This window comes from Pseudomonas azadiae, assembly GCF_019145355.1.
GTDB lineage: Bacteria > Pseudomonadota > Gammaproteobacteria > Pseudomonadales > Pseudomonadaceae > Aquipseudomonas > Aquipseudomonas azadiae.
Genome location: NZ_JAHSTY010000001.1, coordinates 903202 through 921257, shown reverse-complemented (window position 1 = coordinate 921257; position 18056 = coordinate 903202). Strand labels below are relative to the sequence as shown.

Here is an 18056-nt window from a genome sequence, read left to right as displayed (position 1 = left end):
CTTTGGGCTTATCGGCCGTTTTCCCCAGGACTGGAGGCCAATTGCCGCTTAGTGGGGTTGAAGGCCGTCGATAAAGCGCACCAGGCGGCTGCCCAGCTCGGCGGCGAGGGGCAATTGCGGGTCGTTGTAAGAGGCCAATTGCTGTTTTACATCGTTGGGCACAATGCGCATCACGTGGTTCATGCCTTCGATCACCGCCAACTGTGCGTCGGGCTTGGCCTTTTTCAGTTGCTGGGCGTCGCCCACACCGACCTGAATATCGTGGGTGCCCTGGATGATCAGCGCCGGCATGCGCAGCTTGGCAAAGGCGGCCGACGGGTCGGCGCGGAACAGGCTGATCAGGTACGGCTGCACGCTGGGTCGGAAAATGCCTTCGAGCGGGCCAGGCACATCCGCATCCACTTGGCCTGCCTTGAGGTGATCGAGGATTTGATTGCTGCGCAGCAGCAGGGCAGGGGGCAGGTGATCGGCCAATTGCTGGCGAATGACCTGGTCGACCGGGCGCGCGCTGCCGGACAGTGAAATCACGCCCGCCGGGTCCAGTTGCGGCGCGGCGAGGGCCGCCACCAGGGCACCTTCGCTGTGGCCGAGCACGATCAAGGGGCCCATGCGTTTGTCGGCCTTGAGCAGTTTGCCCCAGGCCACGGCGTCCGCGACATAGGCGTCCAGGGTCAGGTTGCGTTCGTCAGGCGTGGCGGCCAGGCTGGCCGCCACGCCACGCTTGTCGTAGCGCACGCTGGCGATGTTATGCCGGGCCAGTACCCAGGCCAGGCGCTTGAGACTGTCGTTGCGCGCGCCGTCGGCGCTGTTGCCGTTACGGTCGGTGGGGCCGGAGCCGGCGATGATCAGCACCACCGGCACGGGCTTGTCCGATTGCGGCAACAGCAGCGAACCAAACAGCTCGCCGCTGCCGGTGTCCAGGCTGATGGGACGTTGCAGTACCACAGGGGAGGCGGCCTGGGCCACGGCGGTCAACAGGGTGAGGGTAAACAGCAGAACTCGCAGCATCATCGCGCCATCATTGGAGAGGTGCCGGTTGGACCAGGGTCTACCGGTAAGGTTTCGAGGATGAACTAGTCGGTTGGCCTGCGTATACTGGCGGCCTTAAGTTATTACAGTTGACTTGATTCAACTGATTTCACGGAGCGCCCTGCATGTCCGGCAATACCTTCGGCAAGCTGTTCACTGTCACCACCGCGGGCGAAAGCCATGGCCCGGCGTTGGTCGCCATTGTCGATGGCTGCCCGCCGGGCCTCGAGCTGTCTCTGGAGGACCTGCAGCGTGACCTGGACCGCCGCAAGCCCGGCACCAGCCGCCACACCACCCAGCGCCAGGAGCCCGACGAAGTCGAGATCCTCTCCGGCGTGTTCGAAGGTCGCACCACCGGTTGCGCCATCGGCCTGCTGATCCGCAACACCGACCAGAAGTCCAAGGACTACTCGGCGATCAAGGACCTGTTCCGCCCGGCCCACGCCGATTACACCTACCACCACAAATACGGCGAACGCGACTACCGCGGCGGCGGTCGCAGCTCGGCCCGCGAAACCGCCATGCGCGTGGCCGCCGGTGCCATCGCCAAGAAATACCTGGCCACCCAGGGCATCGTTGTTCGCGGCTACATGAGCCAACTGGGCCCGATTGAGATCCCATTCAAGACCTGGGACAGCGTGGACGACAACGCCTTCTTCAGCCCCGACCCGGACAAAGTGCCGGAGCTGGAAGCCTACATGGACCAGTTACGCCGCGATCAGGATTCCGTGGGTGCTCGGATCACCGTGGTTGCCGAAGGCGTAAAGCCCGGCCTGGGCGAGCCGATCTTCGACCGCCTCGACGCTGAACTGGCCCACGCGCTGATGAGCATCAACGCCGTCAAAGGCGTGGAAATCGGCGCCGGCTTCGCCTGCGTGTCGCAACGCGGCACCGAGCATCGCGACGAGCTGACCCCCGAAGGTTTCCTCAGCAACAACGCCGGCGGCATCCTGGGGGGTATTTCCTCCGGCCAGCCGATCGTTGCGCATCTGGCGCTCAAGGCGACGTCGAGCATCACCACGCCGGGCCGTTCGATCGATGTGCACGGCAACCCAGTGGACGTGATCACCAAGGGCCGCCACGACCCGTGTGTCGGCATCCGTGCCACGCCGATTGCCGAGGCGATGATGGCCATCGTGCTGATGGACCATCTGCTGCGCCATCGCGGGCAGAACGCCGATGTGCGCGTAAGTACGCCGGTGCTGGGCCAACTGTGACGGCCTGGCGGTGACCACGCTCCCCTACTGGCGCCTCTCCAGCTTCTACCTGTTCTACTTCGCCCTGCTCGGCGCAACCGCGCCGTTCCTGGCGCTGTACTTCGACCACCTGGGGTTCTCCAGCGCGCGTATCGGCGAACTGGTGGCCATCCCCATGCTGATGCGCTGCGTGGCGCCCAACCTGTGGGGCTGGCTGGGCGACTACACGGGCCGGCGCCTGGCCATCGTGCGCTTCGGCGCGGTGTGCACCCTGGCGAGTTTTTCACTTATTTTCGTCAGCCACACCTACGCCTGGCTGGCGCTGGTCATGGCGCTGCATGCGTTCTTCTGGCACGCGGTGCTGCCGCAGTTCGAAGTGATCACCCTGGCCCATCTGCAAACACAGACCGCACGCTACAGCCAGGTCCGGCTGTGGGGCTCGATTGGTTTTATCCTCACCGTGGTGATCATGGGGCGGCTGTTTGACTGGCTGAGCCTGGATATCTACCCGGTGGTGGTCGTGGTGATCATGGCCGGCATCATCGGCGCCAGCCTCTGGGTGCCGAACGCGCAGCCGCTGGTCCAGGGTAATCGCCTGGCGGGCGAAGGCTTTCTCAAGCAATTGCGCAGCCCCGGCGTGCTGGCGTTCTACGCCTGCGTGGCGCTGATGCAAATGAGCCACGGCCCGTACTACACCTTTCTCACCCTGCACCTCGAACAACTGGGCTACAGCCGTGGCGTGATCGGCTTGCTGTGGGCGCTGGGGGTCGTGGCGGAAGTGCTGATGTTCCTCGCCATGAGCCGCATCCTCTCGCGCTTTTCGGTGCGCCGCGTGCTGCTGGCCAGTTTCCTGCTGGCGGCCCTGCGCTGGTTGTTGCTGGGGGCGTTTGCCGAGTTTTTCTGGGTGTTGTTGCTGGCGCAGGTGATGCACGCCGCTACGTTCGGCAGCTTTCACGCAGCGGCGATTGCCTTTGTGCAGCGCAGTTTCAGCGACAAACAACAAGGCCAGGGTCAGGCGCTGTATGCGGCGCTGGCCGGCACCGGCGGTGCGCTGGGCGCGCTGTATTCAGGCTACAGTTGGAACCTGTTGGGGCCGGCCCTGACCTTCAGCATCGCCAGCGTCGCCGCCCTGGCCGCCGCCGTTATCATCGGTCTTCGATTGCACGAGCAGAACCAAGGAACCCTTCAATGAGTTATGTCGCTGTCTACTCCGCCGCTGCACCGGACACCCCCAACAAAGTCCTGACCCATTTCGATGACATCGCCGCCACCTTGGCCGAGCACGGTGTGCGCTTCGAGCGCTGGCAACCCCGCCCGATTGAGCCGGGCGCCAGCGATGCTGAATTGATCGCGGCATACCAGGCGCAGATCGATGCGCTTGGCTACAACCGTGTGGAAGTGCTGCGCGTCACCGGCGACCCCACGCAGCAAGCTGAGCTACGCGCCCGGTTCCTGGACGAGCGCCGCTACAGTGAAGACGATGTGCGTTTTTTTATTGCAGGCCAAGGATTGTTCGCCCTGCACATCGGCGACTACGTATATGCCCTGCGTTGTGAGAAAAACGACCTGCTGGTGATTCCGGCCGGTACGGCGCACTGGTTCGATATGGGCGAGAACCCGCACTTCGTGGCGTTGCGGCTGTTTGATACAGCACCAGGGTGGGTACCTGCGTTCACGGGTGACGATATTGCCCGGCGCTTTCCCGGATTGGACGATTAGTCGTTCTATCGGGAACATCAATCCCCACATGTTGGAAGTTACTGTGGGAAGAAACCTAAACCTCTGTAAGGCCTTGCTGTTTATCGCGGGGCTTGCGCATGACTGCCGTCCGTTATGTAACTCTCTGCGGCCTTAACGTTTGTATCGCCTGTCAATAGGAGCAATCCGAAAGGTGATGGAGCGTCAGCCATTGAAAAGGAGAGAATTGATGCGAGGTCCAGAGGACGCGTTTCTACCATCGTATTCAGTGCCCAATGCGGTCAGACGACGCTTGAGCTTGTCGGGCAAGCCGCTGACGCCGGCAGAGCTTGAAATCCTGCGCTGGGCTTCGGAAGGCAAGACGGTCTGGGAGATCAGCCAGATACGCGCCACCTCGCAAGCCACGGTGAAATTCCACCTGCGCAATATCTACTGCAAACTGGACGTCAACAACCGCGTGCAGGCGATGAACGAAGCCGCGCGTCAGGGGCTTTGCTGAAGGCATGAAAAAGGGCCGCGACACTCAACGGTGTCGCGGCCCTTTTTGGTGTCGCTTGTCTTAAGCCGAATGGTAAGTCGGCAGGGCAAAGCGATTCTGGCTTTGCAACATCGAAATCTGCGGCAAGTCGCTGGCTTGTTCAGCCAGGTCGCGGCGAATGGCGCTGATAACCCAGGTCAACTGATCGGCAGTGTGCAACTGCTGGTAGGAGATCGAGCGCTTGACCTGTTTGCCTTCACTGTTACGCAGTGTCAACAGGATGCCGCCGTCGGGGCGTGGCTGGGTGGTGACGTCGTAGTTGGAGAATACTGAGGCGAATTTATCTTGGATCAGGCTCATGTCTATCAGCTCCATTGGCTCAAGTTGGCAAGCATGGAGTGATAGGTGCAGTGATTGTGCCAGCTTGTGCTTTATAAAAAATATCTTATAAAACAACAAGTTAAAAAATTGTCCGATTTTCGATTTCGTGCAATTTGCATGAAGGGCCATCATGCATCCTGCATTTTGCGTTGTTGGCCATGAGTGAACAGCGCTGCGCTTACTCTTAAAGACTGTCTTTACGCCGCTAAATTCCCTCCTGCCGCGGTCGCTTATCGGGATACAAAACTTTTCAAATCCTACATGTACAGCTGAAGAGGGGCTGACGTACTTTCCAGCAAGGTTTCAAGAAGAATAAGAAAAAGGACGTTCCCATGAGCCACTCGCCAAACGACATGATCACCTGGGGCAAGATGCTGCGTAAGGTGCCTGCCATTGTGCGTGCCCTGCCGCGCGTCGTGCGCGGCATGCGTGCCGCCAATGTCAGCGATCCCCATCAGCCTTGCGGCCTGGGCTGGCAGTTTGAGCAAGCGACCCTGCTTAACCCGGAAGGTGCTGCGTTGTTGTACGCCGAGCGCGTGCTCAGCTACAGCGAAGTCAACCAATGCGCCAACCGTATCGCCCATCACCTTAAAGGCCGGGGCATCCACAAGGGCGACGTGGTGGCGATTTTTATCGAGAACCGTCCCGAATTGCTGCTGAGCGTGCTGGCCGTGGCCAAGCTGGGCGGCGTCTGCGCCATGCTCAATACGGCGCAAACCCAAGCGGCACTGGTGCACAGCCTGAAGCTGGTCAGCCCGGTGGCGATTGTGGTGGGGGAGGAGTTGGTGGCCGCCTATGAGGCGGTGCGTAGCCAGGTGGCAATCGAGGCGCAACGCACCTGGTTTGTCGCCGAGCAGCAGGGTAATATGCTGCCCCAAGGTTACATCGACCTGGTGGCCGCCAGCGCCGAAAGCCCGGTGGACAACCCGGCCAGCGCCGCGCAGATCTTCTTCAACGACCCTTGCTTCTATATCTACACCTCCGGCACCACGGGCCTGCCCAAGGCCGGGATCATGAAACACGGCCGCTGGACCAAGACCGCTGTCAGCTTCGGCAACATCGCCCTGGACATGGGCCCGGATGACGTCCTCTATTGCACGCTGCCGCTGTACCACGCCACCGGCCTCTGTGTGTGCTGGGGCTCGGCCATTGTCGGGGCTTCGGGGTTTGCCATCCGCCGAAAATTCAGTGCCAGCCAATTTTGGGACGATGCGCGCAGGTTCAAGGCGACCACTCTTGGCTACGTCGGTGAGTTGTGCCGTTACCTGCTCGACCAGCCCGCCCGTGCGAACGACCGTGACAACCGCGTGACCAAGATGGTCGGCAATGGCCTGCGCCCGGGCGCGTGGGCGCCGTTCAAGCAACGCTATGGCGTGGATCATATCTGCGAGTTGTACGCCGCCAGCGACGGCAATATCGGTTTTACCAACGTACTCACTTTCGACAACACCATTGGTTTTTGCCTGCAGCATTGGGCGCTGGTGAACTTCGCGCCTGACAGTGGCGAGCCACTGCGTGGCAGCGAGGGCTTCATGCGCAAGGTGCGAACCGGCGGGCAGGGCCTGTTGTTGGCCCGGATCGATGAAAAATCGCCCTTTGATGGCTACACCGACCCCGAAAAGAACCGCAAGGTGATCCTCTGCGACGTGTTCGCGAAGGGCGATCGCTACTTCAACACCGGCGATCTGGTGCGCAGCATGGGTTTCGGCCATGCGCAATTTGTCGACCGCCTGGGCGACACCTATCGCTGGAAGGGCGAAAACGTCTCCACCACCGAAGTGGAGAACGTCCTGCTGCAACATCCGCAGATTGCCGAAGTCGTGGCCTATGGCGTGGAAATCGACAACACCAACGGCCGTGCCGGCATGGTCGCCATCACGCCGAGCGAGTCCCTGGCCGCCTTGGACATGCACGAGCTGCTGCAATTTGCCCACCGCCAGTTGCCGCACTATGCGGTGCCGTTGTTCCTGCGGATCAAAGTAAAGATGGAAACCACCGGCACCTTCAAATACCAGAAGGTGCGGCTCAAGGAAGAAGCGTTCGACCCGGACAAGACCGGCAATGACCCGGTCTACGCCTGGTTGCCGGGTTCGGATTGCTACGTGCCTGTGACGGGGCCATTGCTCGCGCAGATTCAAGGCGGGCAGTTGCGCTATTGATTCTGCCTATGGCGGTTTTTCGCAAAAAAACCATGACAGGCGGGAACTCCCTCGCGACACTGGCGCCTATCCAGTACCCGCACAAGGAGCCCCACATGTCAGACCAAGCCAAACAAATGACCGATGACGAAGCCGCCGAATTTGCCGAGCAGGTTTTCGACGTGGCCCGCAAAGGCGACGCTGCCATGCTTGCCGCACTGCTGGCGAAGGGTTTGCCGGCCAATTTTCGCAACCATAACGGCGACACCCTGCTGATGCTCGCGGCCTACCACGGCCATGTCGAGGCGGTGAAAGTGCTGCTGGAGTTCAAGGCCGACCCGCTGATTGCCAACGACAAGAACCAGTTGCCCATCGCCGGCGCGGCGTTCAAGGGCAACCTGCCGGTGGTCAAGGCGCTGATCGAAGGCGGCACGCCGATCGAAGCCGCGTCCTCCGATGGCCGCACCGCATTGATGATGGCGGCGATGTTCAACCGCGTGGAGATGGTCGATTACCTGCTCGGCCAGGGCGCAAACCCCAAGGCTACCGATGCCCAGGGCGCCACTGCGTTGGCGGCGGCGCAGACCATGGGCGCTGTGGATACGGCGGCGCAGTTGCAGAAACTGGTGTAGGCTACGCGCCCTTAAAAACCAGCCCGCCACAGGACCACGCCCATGAAAACCGCCCTCGTCGAACTCATCAGCAAAATCAGCGCCGGCGTCATGGGCGAGGACGAGGTGGCGCGTATCGCCGATGAAGCGGCCCAGGCGTACGCGGATCCTGCGGCGTTTCTGGCGGCCAACCCGGACATCAACTACGACGACACCTTCCCGATTCCTTTGGGTGAGTGGATCGTGGTCGGTAGCCTGCCGGATACGGTGCTGTTCCAGGCCGACAGCTATGGCGATCTGTTCGCGCAGATCGTTGCGTCGTTCGGGCCGGGTGTCGCGTTCAACCTCAAGCCCAAACAATTGGCCAAGACCGACGCCCTCACCGCACTGAACCGCATCCAGATCCAGATGAGCGCCCTCAGCGCGGACGATGGCGGCTACGTGCTGCTCGATTTCAGCCAACCACTGGATGACGAGATCCAGGCCGTGCTGGTCTATGGCAACGACCTGCCGCGCGTGCTGGCGTTGTGTGCCGAAGTCGGCATCAAGGGCGAGCCGTCCCTGGAAGCGCTGAAGATCGCCGTTCACGTCTGAAATAATACGGAACCCCTGCCAGGGCTGACTATCCTACAAGTGCATGCCCTCACTTAGGAGCGACACCATGGGTTCCACTTTTAATGGCTTGATCGGTCTGATCATCCTGGCGCTGGACATCTGGGCGATCATCAATGTATTCAAAAGCGGCGCGAGCACAGGTGCCAAGGTGCTGTGGATTCTGCTGATCCTGTTGCTACCGGTGCTGGGCTTGATTATCTGGGCGATTGCCGGGCCGCGGGGTAACGTGCGGATCTGATTGCACTTCACTTTGAAATGGGCTCGGTCAATGTGGGAGCGGGCTTGCTCGCGAAAGCGGTGGGTCAGTCATGAATAGGTTGACTGATCCATTGCATTCGCGAGCAAGCCCGCTCCCACATTTGTTTTTATGTACCCTTGAAATTTTTGTATCGAAATATTGGCTACACAGAATTTTCACACAGCGTTTTAGACAATTCTCTTCGCTTCGCTTTCCTGTAGGACGCTTCTGTCAGTTGCCGGGAAAAACGTTACAACACGGTTTTTCCTCAGTAATCAATAGCGTTGATGGCATTGATCGGGCACCATTTGCGCCAACGCGCTAACCCCCCCCGTTCCTACACGCTTGGCGTGGGCAGAATGCCGCTGCAATATTTCGCAACTTAAACTTCCAATGGGTCCTAAAACGACATGGCAAACCCGGACGCCCTGAATCAGCAGCGTGCTTCAAATCGCCTGCTGCAACCGACCGTCAAATCCCATCTGGCGTACACGCTGCTTTGCGCGCTGGTAATGATGGTGATGTTTTCTCTGCTGCGCCTGGCGCTGCTGGTCTACAACCGCGAAATGATCCTCGACACGCCGGCCTCGACCTTCCTTGAAGCGTTTGCCAACGGCCTGCGCCTGGACTTGCGTCTGGTGGTGTACCTGGTCATCCCGTTGCTGCTGGCACTGTTCAGCGTACGGGCGATGGCCGCTCGCGGGTTCTTCCGTTTGTGGTTGACCGTCGTGTCCAGCATCGCCCTGTTCCTGGGCCTGATGGAAATGGACTTCTACCGCGAGTTTCACCAGCGCCTCAACGGCCTGGTGTTCCAGTACGTGAAGGAAGACCCGAAAACCGTAATGAGCATGCTCTGGTACGGTTTCCCGGTGGTGCGTTACCTGCTGGCCTGGGCCGTGGGCACGCTGCTCCTGAGCATCGCCTTCAAAGGCGCCGACCGTGCGACACGCCCGCGCGGCCCGTTCAGTGGCGGCAGCATCGGCACTCGCCCGGTGGCGCCGTGGTACACGCGTATCGCGGTGTTCGTGGTCTGCCTGTTGATCGCCGTGGTGGCCGCACGTGGCACCCTGCGCCAGGGTCCGCCGCTGCGTTGGGGTGACGTCTACACCACCGATTCGAACTTCGCCAACCAGCTGGGCCTCAACGGCACCTTGTCGTTGGTCGGCGCGGCCAAGGCACGTTTCTCCGAGCATCGCGACAACACTTGGAAAGCCACGCTGCAACAACCGCTGGCGACTCAGACCGTGCGCGACATGCTGGTGCTGCCGACCGAAAAACTGGTCGATACCGACACCGCCGCCGTGCGCCGCGAATTCACGCCACCGGCGGAGAAAACCCTGCCGATCAAAAACGTCGTCGTGATCCTGATGGAAAGCTTTGCCGGACACTCGGTAGGCGCCCTCGGTCGTCCAGGAAACATCACGCCGTACTTTGACAAACTGTCCAAGGAAGGCCTGCTGTTCGACCGCTTCTTCTCCAACGGTACCCACACACACCAGGGGATGTTCGCCACCATGGCGTGCTTCCCGAACCTGCCGGCGTTCGAATACCTGATGCAGACCCCGGAAGGCAGCCACAAGCTGTCGGGCCTGCCGCAGCTGCTCAGCGCGCGTAAGTTTGATGACGTGTATGTCTACAACGGCGACTTCGCCTGGGACAACCAGTCCGGGTTCTTCAGCAATCAGGGCATGACCAACTTCATCGGCCGCAACGACTTCGTCGACCCGGTGTTCTCCGACCCGACGTGGGGCGTTTCCGACCAAGACATGTTCAACCGTGGCCTGGAAGAGCTCAAAGCCCGTGAAGGCGGCAAACCTTTCTATGCTTTGCTGCAAACCCTGTCCAACCACACGCCGTATGCCTTGCCGACGCCATTGCCGGTGGAGAAGGTCACGGGCCGTGGCAGCCTGGACGAGCATTTGACCGCAATGCGCTACTCCGACTGGGCCCTGGGCCAGTTCTTTGAAAAGGCGCGCAAGGAGCCGTATTTCAAGGAAACCCTGTTCGTGATCGTAGGCGACCACGGCTTCGGCAACGAGCAGCAGATCACCGAGATGGACCTGGGCCGCTTCAACGTGCCGATGTTGATGATCGCACCGGGCATGCAGGAAAAGTTCGGCGAGCGTGACCACACCGTCGGCACTCAGATCGACATCGTACCGACCATCATGGGCCGCCTGGGTGGCGAAACCCTGCACCAGTGCTGGGGCCGCGACCTGCTGAACCTGCCGGAAGGCGACAAGGGGTTTGGTGTGATCAAGCCGTCGGGCAGTGATCAGACGGTGGCGCTGGTCACCGGCGATCGCATCCTGGTATTGCCCAAGGAAATGCCGCCCAAGCTTTGGCAATACGAGCTGGGCGCCAATCCGACCGGCAAGGTGATCGCCGAGTCGCCCGACGAAGGCGCATTAAGACAGAAGCTTGAGTCGTTCCTGCAAACAGCGACCAAGAGCTTGTTGGATAACACCGCCGGCGTGGTTGACGGCAAGCCGGACTAATTGACCGGCAATAAAAAAGAGGCCTCTAAAGGCCTCTTTTTTTTACCCGGCGTTTATATCTTACCGAGCAACAACAACACCAGCAGTACGACCAACACGACACCCAGAATACCCGACGGGCCATAACCCCAGTTACGCGAGTGAGGGAATACTGGCAGACCACCGACCAGCAGGAGGATCAAGATAATGATCAGGATGAGGCTCATGGTTTTTCTTCCTTATTGGCTTTCTGCAAAGACCGGTTTATTCAGCAATAGGCCCGACAGCTTGAACGGACGCCTTAACAACTCCGACTCATGCGCTTAATGAAAAATTCAGTATTTTTTTAAAGCATTTCGCGCACTGGCCTATTTCTTTTAATGCGTTCGCAAATTCGCCTTGTTAGTTAAAAAAAAGTGAACTTAGGCTGTACGCAACTTTGCGACCCGGCTGCTGGTTTGCCTGGGGCATTCAGCAGTCTGATGGTGGATGGGAGCCGTCACAACCTTCGCTACACTGGCGGTCACTTCCTCTGTGAACCACAAGGCTATTTCCTATGCAAAATCGCATGATGATCACTGGTGCCGGGTCCGGCCTGGGTCGCGAAATCGCTCTGCGCTGGGCTCGCGAAGGCTGGCAGTTGGCCTTGTCGGACGTCAGTGAGCCCGGTCTGCAGGAAACCCTCAAGCACGTGCGCGAGGCAGGTGGCGATGGTTTTACCCAGCGCTGCGATGTGCGCGACTACAGCCAGCTCACTGCATTTGCCCAGGCCTGCGAGGAGAAACTGGGTGGCATTGATGTGATCGTCAACAACGCTGGCGTGGCTTCGGGTGGGTTCTTCGCCGAACTGTCCCTGGAAGACTGGGACTGGCAGATCGCGATCAATCTGATGGGGGTGGTCAAAGGGTGCAAGGCCTTCCTGCCGCTGCTGGAAAAGAGCAAGGGGCGCATCATCAACATCGCGTCCATGGCCGCACTGATGCAGGGGCCCGCCATGAGCAACTACAACGTGGCCAAGGCCGGTGTGGTGGCACTGTCGGAAAGCCTGCTGGTGGAACTCAAGCAGCAGGAGGTCGGGGTGCATGTGGTCTGCCCATCGTTCTTCCAGACCAACCTGCTGGACTCCTTCCGTGGGCCGACCCCGGCGATGAAGGCCCAGGTGGGAAAATTGCTGGAGAGTTCACCGATCACGGCAGCGCAGATTGCCGATTACATCTACCAGCGCGTCGCAGCCGGCGAGTTCATGATCCTGCCCCACGAACAAGGGCGCATGGCCTGGGCCTTGAAGCAGAAGACCCCGCAGTTGCTGTATGACGAGATGACCACCATGGCCGACAAGATGCGCGCCAAGGCGCAGGCTGTCAGGGGCTGATCAGGTAGTAGTCTGTCAGGTAAGTTACCTGGGCATGTAGGTGGTGCCTGATTTAGCTGCAAGCCATTGATGACCCCACAGCCAGCGCGCATGGTCGACGTCCTGCCACTCCAAAAGGACAACTGCCATGCTGGTCTTAAGCCGCACTGTAGGCGAAGCCATCGCCATCGGTGATGACATCGCCGTGCACATTCTCGAATTGAACGGTACCCAGGTGAAAATCGGCGTTGAAGCGCCGGCCGAGGTGCAGGTTCATCGTGCGGAGGTGTACCACAAAATCCTCAAACGCCAAGCCGCAGAGCTCCACGCAGATCCACACGAATCTCTGTAGTGAGCGGGCTTGCCCGCGCTGGGTGGCGAAGCCGCCCCAAAACCAGGCGCCCCGATTTTTACCTGACACACCGCGGCGGTCCGATTGGGGCGGCTTTGCACCCAGCGCGGGCGGTGCGACGATTCGACAAGCCCGCTCACTACAAGTTAAAGAATCCCCCTCAATCGAACAGATGCTTGGGTACGTCGTGCTTGAGCATCAACTGGCATTGCTCGCTTTCCGGGTCGAACACGATCAGCGCCTGGCCTTTGGTCAGCGCCTGGCGCACGCGCAGCACGCGGGTCTCCAGGGGCGTGTCGTCGCCATTGTCGGTACCGTCACGGGTCACGAAGTCTTCGATGAGGCGGGTCAGGGTGTCGACTTCAAGTGCGTCGTAGGGAATCAGCATACAAGCCTCGGGTGATGGATCCCGGCGATGCTACTGCGCCGGGACCGCAGTTGCCAGTATCAGGACTTGTTACCGACCAGGCTGTCCACCGACGGTACCCGCGTGTCGCTTTCCATCTGCGTCTCATGTTCGATCTGATGACTGAACCGATCCAGGGAACCCTGCGCAGGTTGCGCATCGCTGGCGAACACGGGCGGGCTGAGGATGTAGGCGCCCAACAGGCGGCTCAGCGCCGCCAGGCTGTCGATGTGCGTGCGCTCGTAGCCATGGGTTGCGTCGCACCCGAACGCCAGCAGGGCGGTGCGGATATCGTGGCCGGCGGTGACGGCCGAATGGGCGTCACTGAAGTAGTAGCGGAACATGTCGCGGCGTACCGGCAATTCGTTATCCGCCGCCAGGCGCAGCAAATGCCGCGATAAATGATAGTCATACGGCCCGCCGGAATCCTGCATCGCCACGCTCACCGCGTGCTCGCTGGAATGCTGGCCCGGGGCGACCGGCGCGATATCGATGCCGACAAACTCACTGACGTCCCAGGGCAGGGCGCCCGCTGCGCCACTGCCGGTTTCCTCGGTGATGGTGAACAGCGGGTGGCAGTCGATCAGCAAGGGTTCGCCGCTGTCGATAATGGCCTTGAGCGCGGCGAGCAGGGCGGCGACGCCGGCTTTGTCGTCCAGATGACGCGCGCTGATGTGCCCGCTCTCGGTGAACTCCGGCAGCGGGTCGAACGCCACATAGTCACCGATGCCGATCCCCAGGGAATCGCAATCGGCGCGGGTCGCGCAATACGCGTCCAGGCGCAGCTCCACATGGTCCCAACTCACCGGCATTTCATCCACGGCGGTGTTGAACGCATGCCCGGAGGCCATCAGCGGCAACACGCTGCCACGGATTACCCCGTTATCGGTGAACAGGCTGACGCGGCTGCCCTCGGCAAACCGGCTCGACCAGCAGCCCACCGGCGCGAGGGTCAGGCGACCGTTGTCCTTGATCGCCCGCACGGCGGCACCGATGGTGTCCAAGTGCGCGGACACCGCACGGTCGGGGCTGTTTTTCTGGCCCTTGAGGGTGGCGCGAATGGTGCCGCGCCGGGTCATTTCAAAGGGAATGCCCAGCTCTTCCAGGCGCTCGGCGACGTAGCGCACGATGGTGTCGGTAAACCCGGTGGGGCTGGGAATGGCGAGCATTTCCAGCAGTACTTTTTGCAGGTAATTAAGGTCTGGTTCGGGGATGGTTCGGCTCATAAAGACTCCTGATTGCTTGTAAGGATATGGCGCCCTCAAGGGCCCCATCGCGGGCAGCCTATTTCTCAAGCCGTCGGTTGACTGTGGGGAAACAACAAATCCACAAACCGCTCCGCAGTGGGTTGCGGTTCGTGGTTGGCCAGGCCGGCCCGTTCGTTGGCTTCGATGAACACGTACTCGGGTTGGTCGGCGGCAGGCACCAGCAGGTCCAGGCCCACCATGGGGATGTCCAGAGCGCGGGCCGCGCGCACGGCGGCGTCCACCAGCGTGGGGTGCAGGATCGCGGTGACGTCCTCAAGGCAACCGCCGGTGTGCAGGTTGGCGGTGCGGCGCACGGCCAGGGTCTTCCCACGCGGGAGGATGCTGCTGTAGTCGTAACCGGCGGCTTTCAAGGTGCGTTCGGTCTCGCCATCCAGGGGGATTTTGCTCTCACCGTCAGTGGCAGCCTGGCGCCGGCGGCTCTGGGCTTCGATCAAGGCACCGATGGAATGCTGACCGTCACCCGTCACTTCAGCAGGGCGGCGAATCGCCGCCGCGACCACTTCGAAGCCGATCACCAGGATGCGCAGGTCCAGGCCCTCGTGAAAGCTTTCCAGCAGCACCCGGCTGTCGAACCGCCGCGCCACTTCAATCGCCTGCTGCACCTCTTCGATGCTCTGCAAATCCACCGCGACGCCCTGGCCCTGTTCGCCATCCAGCGGCTTGACCACGATGCGCTGGTGCTCGTCAAGAAACTCCAGGTTGTCATCAGGGCTGCCCGCCAGTTGCTGCGACGGCAGTTTCAAACCGGCCGCTTTCAATACCTTATGGGTCAGGCTCTTGTCCTGGCACAGGGTCATGCTGATGGCGCTGGTCAGGTCGCTCAAGGATTCACGGCAGCGCACGCGGCGCCCGCCATGGCTGAGGGTGAACAGGCCCGCGTCGGCGTCGTCCACGTGCACGTCAATCCCGCGTCGATGGGCTTCTTCGACAATGATCCGCGCATACGGGTTGAGCCCCTCTTGGGGCCCGGGCCCGAGGAACAGCGGCTGGTTGATGCCATTCTTGCGTTTGATCGCAAAGGTGGTCAGTGCGCGAAAGCCCAGCTTGGCGTAGAGGTTCTTGGCCTGGCGGTTATTGTGCAGCACCGACAAGTCGAGGTAGCTCAGGCCACGGCTCATGAAGTGTTCCACCAGATGGCGCACCAGCACTTCGCCCACGCCGGGGCGGGTGCACTGCGGGTCGACCGCCAGGCACCACAGGCTGCAACCGTGTTCCGGGTCGTGAAAGGCCTTTTGGTGGTTCAGGCCCATCACGCTGCCAATCACCGCCCCGCTGTCTTCATCTTCGGCCAGCCAATACACCGGGCCACCCTGATGCCGGGGCGTGAGGCGTTCGGCGTCAACCGGCAACATGCCGCGTCCTTGATAAAGGCGGTTGACCGCCGCCCAGTCGGCCTGGGACTGTACGCGGCGAATACGGAACCCGCGAAACACCCGGGTTGCCGGGCGATAGTCGCTGAACCACAGGCGCAAGGTATCGGAAGGGTCGAGGAACAACTGCTGCGGATCGATCCCGAGGATCTGCTGGGGCGCCGCCACATACAGGGCGATATCGCGCTCGCCGGGGCGCTCGTTGAGCAGCTCCTGGGCCAGGCTCGCGGGCTCGGGAAAGGTATGGCCGATCAACAAGCGGCCCCAGCCGCAATGCACCGCAATCGGCTCGGCGGCCAATGGGCTGCCATCTTCGGCCAGTCGCGCTTGCAAGCGTTCGTAAGTGGGCGCCTGACCCTTGAGCAAGCGTTGGCTGTAAGCCGCTGAATGGGGTTTCATCAATCAGATTCCTTGTTCGCTGAGCCACAGGTTCAGCGCTGCCAACTGCCAGAGCTTGGAGCCGCGCAATGGGGTCAGCTGGCCGTGTGGGTCGGTGAGCAGGCGGTCAAGGGCGCTGGCGTTGAACAAGCCGCGATCCTGGCTCGGGTCCAGCAACAGCTCTCGTACCCAATTCAAGGTTTCGCCCTGCAAATGCTTGAGGCCTGGCACCGGAAAATAACCTTTCTTGCGGTCGATGACTTCGCTTGGAATCACCCGGCGCGCGGCTTCCTTAAGTACCTGCTTGCCACCGTCGGGCAGCTTGAACTTGCCCGGTACACGGGCCGACAGCTCCACCAGGCGGTAGTCCAGAAACGGTGTGCGCGCTTCCAGGCCCCAGGCCATGGTCATGTTGTCCACGCGTTTGACCGGGTCATCCACCAGCATCACCGTACTGTCCAGGCGCAAGGCCTTGTCCACCGCGGCATCCGCGCCAGGCATGGCGAAATGCTCGCGCACGAAGTCACCGGCGGCGTCATTGGCCGTCAGCCATTTCGGCGCGACGGTGGCGGCGTAATCTTCATAGCTGCGGTCGAAGAACGCGTCGCGGTAGGCGGCGTACGGATCGCTTGCGCCGTCCACCTGCGGGTACCAATGGTAGCCGGCGAACAGTTCGTCGGCGCCCTGGCCGCTCTGTACCACCTTGCAATGCTTGGCCACTTCCCGCGACAGCAAGTAGAAGGCGATGCAGTCGTGGCTGACCATCGGCTCGCTCATGGCGCGGAACGCCGCCGGCAGTTGCTCGATGATCTCGCTCTCGGCGATACGCAGTTGATGGTGGCGGGTGCCGTAGTGCTTGGCGATCAGGTCGGAATACTGGAACTCATCGCCACGTTCGCCGCCGGCGTCTTCGAAGCCGATGGAAAAGGTCGACAGATCCTGCACGCCGACTTCGCGCAGCAGGCCGACGAGCATGCTCGAATCGACACCGCCGGAGAGCAACACACCGACGTCCACGGCGGCGCGTTGGCGGATGGCCACGGCTTCGCGGGTGCTGTCGAGGACGCGGTCGGTCCAGTCTTCCAGGTTCAGGTTTTTTTCATCTTCATGGGGACCGTAAGGCAGGGTCCACCAGGTTTTCTGTTCGGTCGTGCCGTTGGCTTCGATGCGCATCCAGCTCGCCGGCGGCAGTTTTTCGATGCCAGCGAGCAACGTGCGCGGCGCAGGCACCACGGCGTGGAAGTTCAGGTAGTGGTTGAGCGCCACCGGGTCGAGGATCGGGTTGATGTCGCCGCCTTTGAGCAGCGCCGGCAGCGCCGAGGCGAAGCGCAAACGCTGGGCGGTGCGCGACAGGTACAGCGGTTTCACGCCCAGACGGTCACGCGCGATGAACAGGCGCTGGGCGTCGCGCTCCCAGATGGCGAAGGCAAACATGCCGTTGAGCTTGGGCAACAGCGCTTCGCCCCAGGCGTGATAACCCTTGAGCAACACTTCGGTGTCACCGCCGGAATAAAAGGCGTAGCCGAGGGCTTCCAGTTCTTGGCGCAACTCCGGGAAGTTGTAGATCGCGCCGTTGAAGGCCAGGGAGAGGCCCAGCTGCGCATCGATCATCGGCTGGGCCGAGCCATCCGACAGGTCCATGATTTTCAGGCGTCGGTGGCCCAGGGCAATCGGCCCTTGGGCATGGAAACCCCAGGCGTCGGGACCTCGGGGCGCCAGGTGATGGGTGATGCGCTCAATGGCCGCCAGGTCGGCAGGTTGGGCATCGAAACGTAATTCTCCAGCTAATCCGCACATAAATTCCTTACCGGTTTTTCCGTTGGGGAGGGTCATGACTTAATGCGCCAAAAGGGCGCGTACCCAGAAACTGACCCGCGCCAATTCGTGGAGTTTTAGATCGATAAGTTATAAGGCGCATAGCCATTTGCCGTGTTGCGCGGCTGTCGAGGCGGCGTGGCGTGCAGCGAAACGGCGGTAAGCCTGTATTTTTCAGCGGCAAAATGTGCGGGTATCGGGACCTGATTCAAGCGGCTATTTGAATCTGTTTTAGTACCGCGCAGGCCTATCGTA

Annotated in this window: 18 protein-coding genes; 11 read left to right on the top strand and 7 right to left on the bottom strand. The window is 61.2% G+C overall.

Annotated elements, in window-relative coordinates; translation table 11 throughout:
- Window positions 1-48 precede the first annotated feature (48 nt).
- A complete protein-coding gene (locus tag KVG91_RS04090; protein WP_169375054.1) occupies window positions 49-1011 on the bottom strand; it encodes an alpha/beta hydrolase in 963 nt (320 codons plus the stop codon).
- 143 nt (window positions 1012-1154) lie between these two features.
- On the opposite strand from KVG91_RS04090, the gene aroC reads away from it, so the two are divergent.
- From aroC to KVG91_RS04070, 4 genes are all read left to right on the top strand, one after another.
- On the top strand, window positions 1155-2246 hold the full coding sequence (aroC, locus tag KVG91_RS04085; RefSeq protein ID WP_169375053.1) for a chorismate synthase: 1092 nt from the start codon (window positions 1155-1157) through the stop codon (window positions 2244-2246).
- Between the two features lie 10 nt (window positions 2247-2256).
- A complete protein-coding gene (locus tag KVG91_RS04080) occupies window positions 2257-3417 on the top strand; it encodes an MFS transporter (protein WP_169375052.1) in 1161 nt (386 codons plus the stop codon).
- The gene (locus KVG91_RS04075; protein ID WP_169375051.1) at window positions 3414-3944 is read left to right on the top strand and encodes a 1,2-dihydroxy-3-keto-5-methylthiopentene dioxygenase; all 531 of its coding nucleotides are present in this window, start codon (window positions 3414-3416) and stop codon (window positions 3942-3944) included. Before KVG91_RS04080 ends, KVG91_RS04075 begins: the two co-directional genes overlap by 4 nt.
- Window positions 3945-4152: 208 nt before the next feature.
- Window positions 4153-4422 carry a response regulator transcription factor gene (locus KVG91_RS04070; protein WP_169375050.1) on the top strand — a complete coding sequence of 90 codons (270 nt, stop codon included), beginning with the start codon at window positions 4153-4155 and terminating at the stop codon, window positions 4420-4422.
- Between the two features lie 60 nt (window positions 4423-4482).
- Here KVG91_RS04070 and KVG91_RS04065 read toward each other — a convergent pair whose 3' ends face one another.
- The gene (locus KVG91_RS04065) at window positions 4483-4761 is read right to left on the bottom strand and encodes a DUF3509 domain-containing protein (protein WP_010208870.1); all 279 of its coding nucleotides are present in this window, start codon (window positions 4759-4761) and stop codon (window positions 4483-4485) included.
- A 353-nt stretch (window positions 4762-5114) separates the two neighbouring features.
- On the opposite strand from KVG91_RS04065, the gene KVG91_RS04060 reads away from it, so the two are divergent.
- The 5 genes from KVG91_RS04060 to KVG91_RS04040 all read left to right on the top strand — a co-directional run bounded on the left by KVG91_RS04060 (window position 5115) and on the right by KVG91_RS04040 (window position 10882).
- Entirely contained in the window at window positions 5115-6941 is a 1827-nt protein-coding gene (locus KVG91_RS04060; protein ID WP_169375049.1) for a long-chain-acyl-CoA synthetase, read from the top strand.
- A gap of 95 nt (window positions 6942-7036) precedes the next feature.
- On the top strand, window positions 7037-7552 hold the full coding sequence (locus KVG91_RS04055; protein WP_169375048.1) for an ankyrin repeat domain-containing protein: 516 nt from the start codon (window positions 7037-7039) through the stop codon (window positions 7550-7552).
- A gap of 42 nt (window positions 7553-7594) precedes the next feature.
- Window positions 7595-8125, top strand: a complete 531-nt coding sequence (locus KVG91_RS04050) for a hypothetical protein (protein WP_169375047.1) — start codon at window positions 7595-7597, stop codon at window positions 8123-8125.
- 67 nt (window positions 8126-8192) lie between these two features.
- Complete coding sequence (locus KVG91_RS04045; RefSeq protein WP_003172956.1) at window positions 8193-8384, top strand: PLDc N-terminal domain-containing protein; 192 nt, start codon at window positions 8193-8195, stop codon at window positions 8382-8384.
- Window positions 8385-8794: 410 nt separating this feature from the next.
- The gene (locus tag KVG91_RS04040) at window positions 8795-10882 is read left to right on the top strand and encodes an LTA synthase family protein (RefSeq protein ID WP_169375046.1); all 2088 of its coding nucleotides are present in this window, start codon (window positions 8795-8797) and stop codon (window positions 10880-10882) included.
- A gap of 53 nt (window positions 10883-10935) precedes the next feature.
- On the opposite strand, the gene KVG91_RS04035 is transcribed toward KVG91_RS04040, so the two are convergent.
- Window positions 10936-11088 (bottom strand): DUF3309 family protein, encoded by a 153-nt coding sequence (locus KVG91_RS04035; protein ID WP_003192767.1) that lies wholly within the window; start codon window positions 11086-11088, stop codon window positions 10936-10938.
- Between the two features lie 329 nt (window positions 11089-11417).
- On the opposite strand from KVG91_RS04035, the gene KVG91_RS04030 reads away from it, so the two are divergent.
- The gene (locus KVG91_RS04030; protein ID WP_169375045.1) at window positions 11418-12233 is read left to right on the top strand and encodes an SDR family oxidoreductase; all 816 of its coding nucleotides are present in this window, start codon (window positions 11418-11420) and stop codon (window positions 12231-12233) included.
- A gap of 127 nt (window positions 12234-12360) precedes the next feature.
- A complete protein-coding gene (gene csrA / locus KVG91_RS04025; RefSeq protein ID WP_169375044.1) occupies window positions 12361-12564 on the top strand; it encodes a carbon storage regulator CsrA in 204 nt (67 codons plus the stop codon).
- 160 nt (window positions 12565-12724) lie between these two features.
- Here the strand turns inward: csrA and KVG91_RS04020 are convergent, their stop codons facing one another.
- The 4 genes from KVG91_RS04020 to KVG91_RS04005 all read right to left on the bottom strand — a co-directional run bounded on the left by KVG91_RS04020 (window position 12725) and on the right by KVG91_RS04005 (window position 17783).
- Window positions 12725-12952 (bottom strand): YheU family protein, encoded by a 228-nt coding sequence (locus tag KVG91_RS04020; protein ID WP_003192759.1) that lies wholly within the window; start codon window positions 12950-12952, stop codon window positions 12725-12727.
- Window positions 12953-13011: 59 nt separating this feature from the next.
- Window positions 13012-14196 carry an osmoprotectant NAGGN system M42 family peptidase gene (locus KVG91_RS04015; protein ID WP_169375043.1) on the bottom strand — a complete coding sequence of 395 codons (1185 nt, stop codon included), beginning with the start codon at window positions 14194-14196 and terminating at the stop codon, window positions 13012-13014.
- Between the two features lie 65 nt (window positions 14197-14261).
- Window positions 14262-16007 carry an N-acetylglutaminylglutamine synthetase gene (ngg, locus tag KVG91_RS04010; RefSeq protein ID WP_169375042.1) on the bottom strand — a complete coding sequence of 582 codons (1746 nt, stop codon included), beginning with the start codon at window positions 16005-16007 and terminating at the stop codon, window positions 14262-14264.
- Window positions 16008-16010: 3 nt separating this feature from the next.
- Window positions 16011-17783, bottom strand: a complete 1773-nt coding sequence (locus KVG91_RS04005) for an N-acetylglutaminylglutamine amidotransferase (protein ID WP_169375041.1) — start codon at window positions 17781-17783, stop codon at window positions 16011-16013.
- Window positions 17784-18056 lie beyond the last annotated feature (273 nt).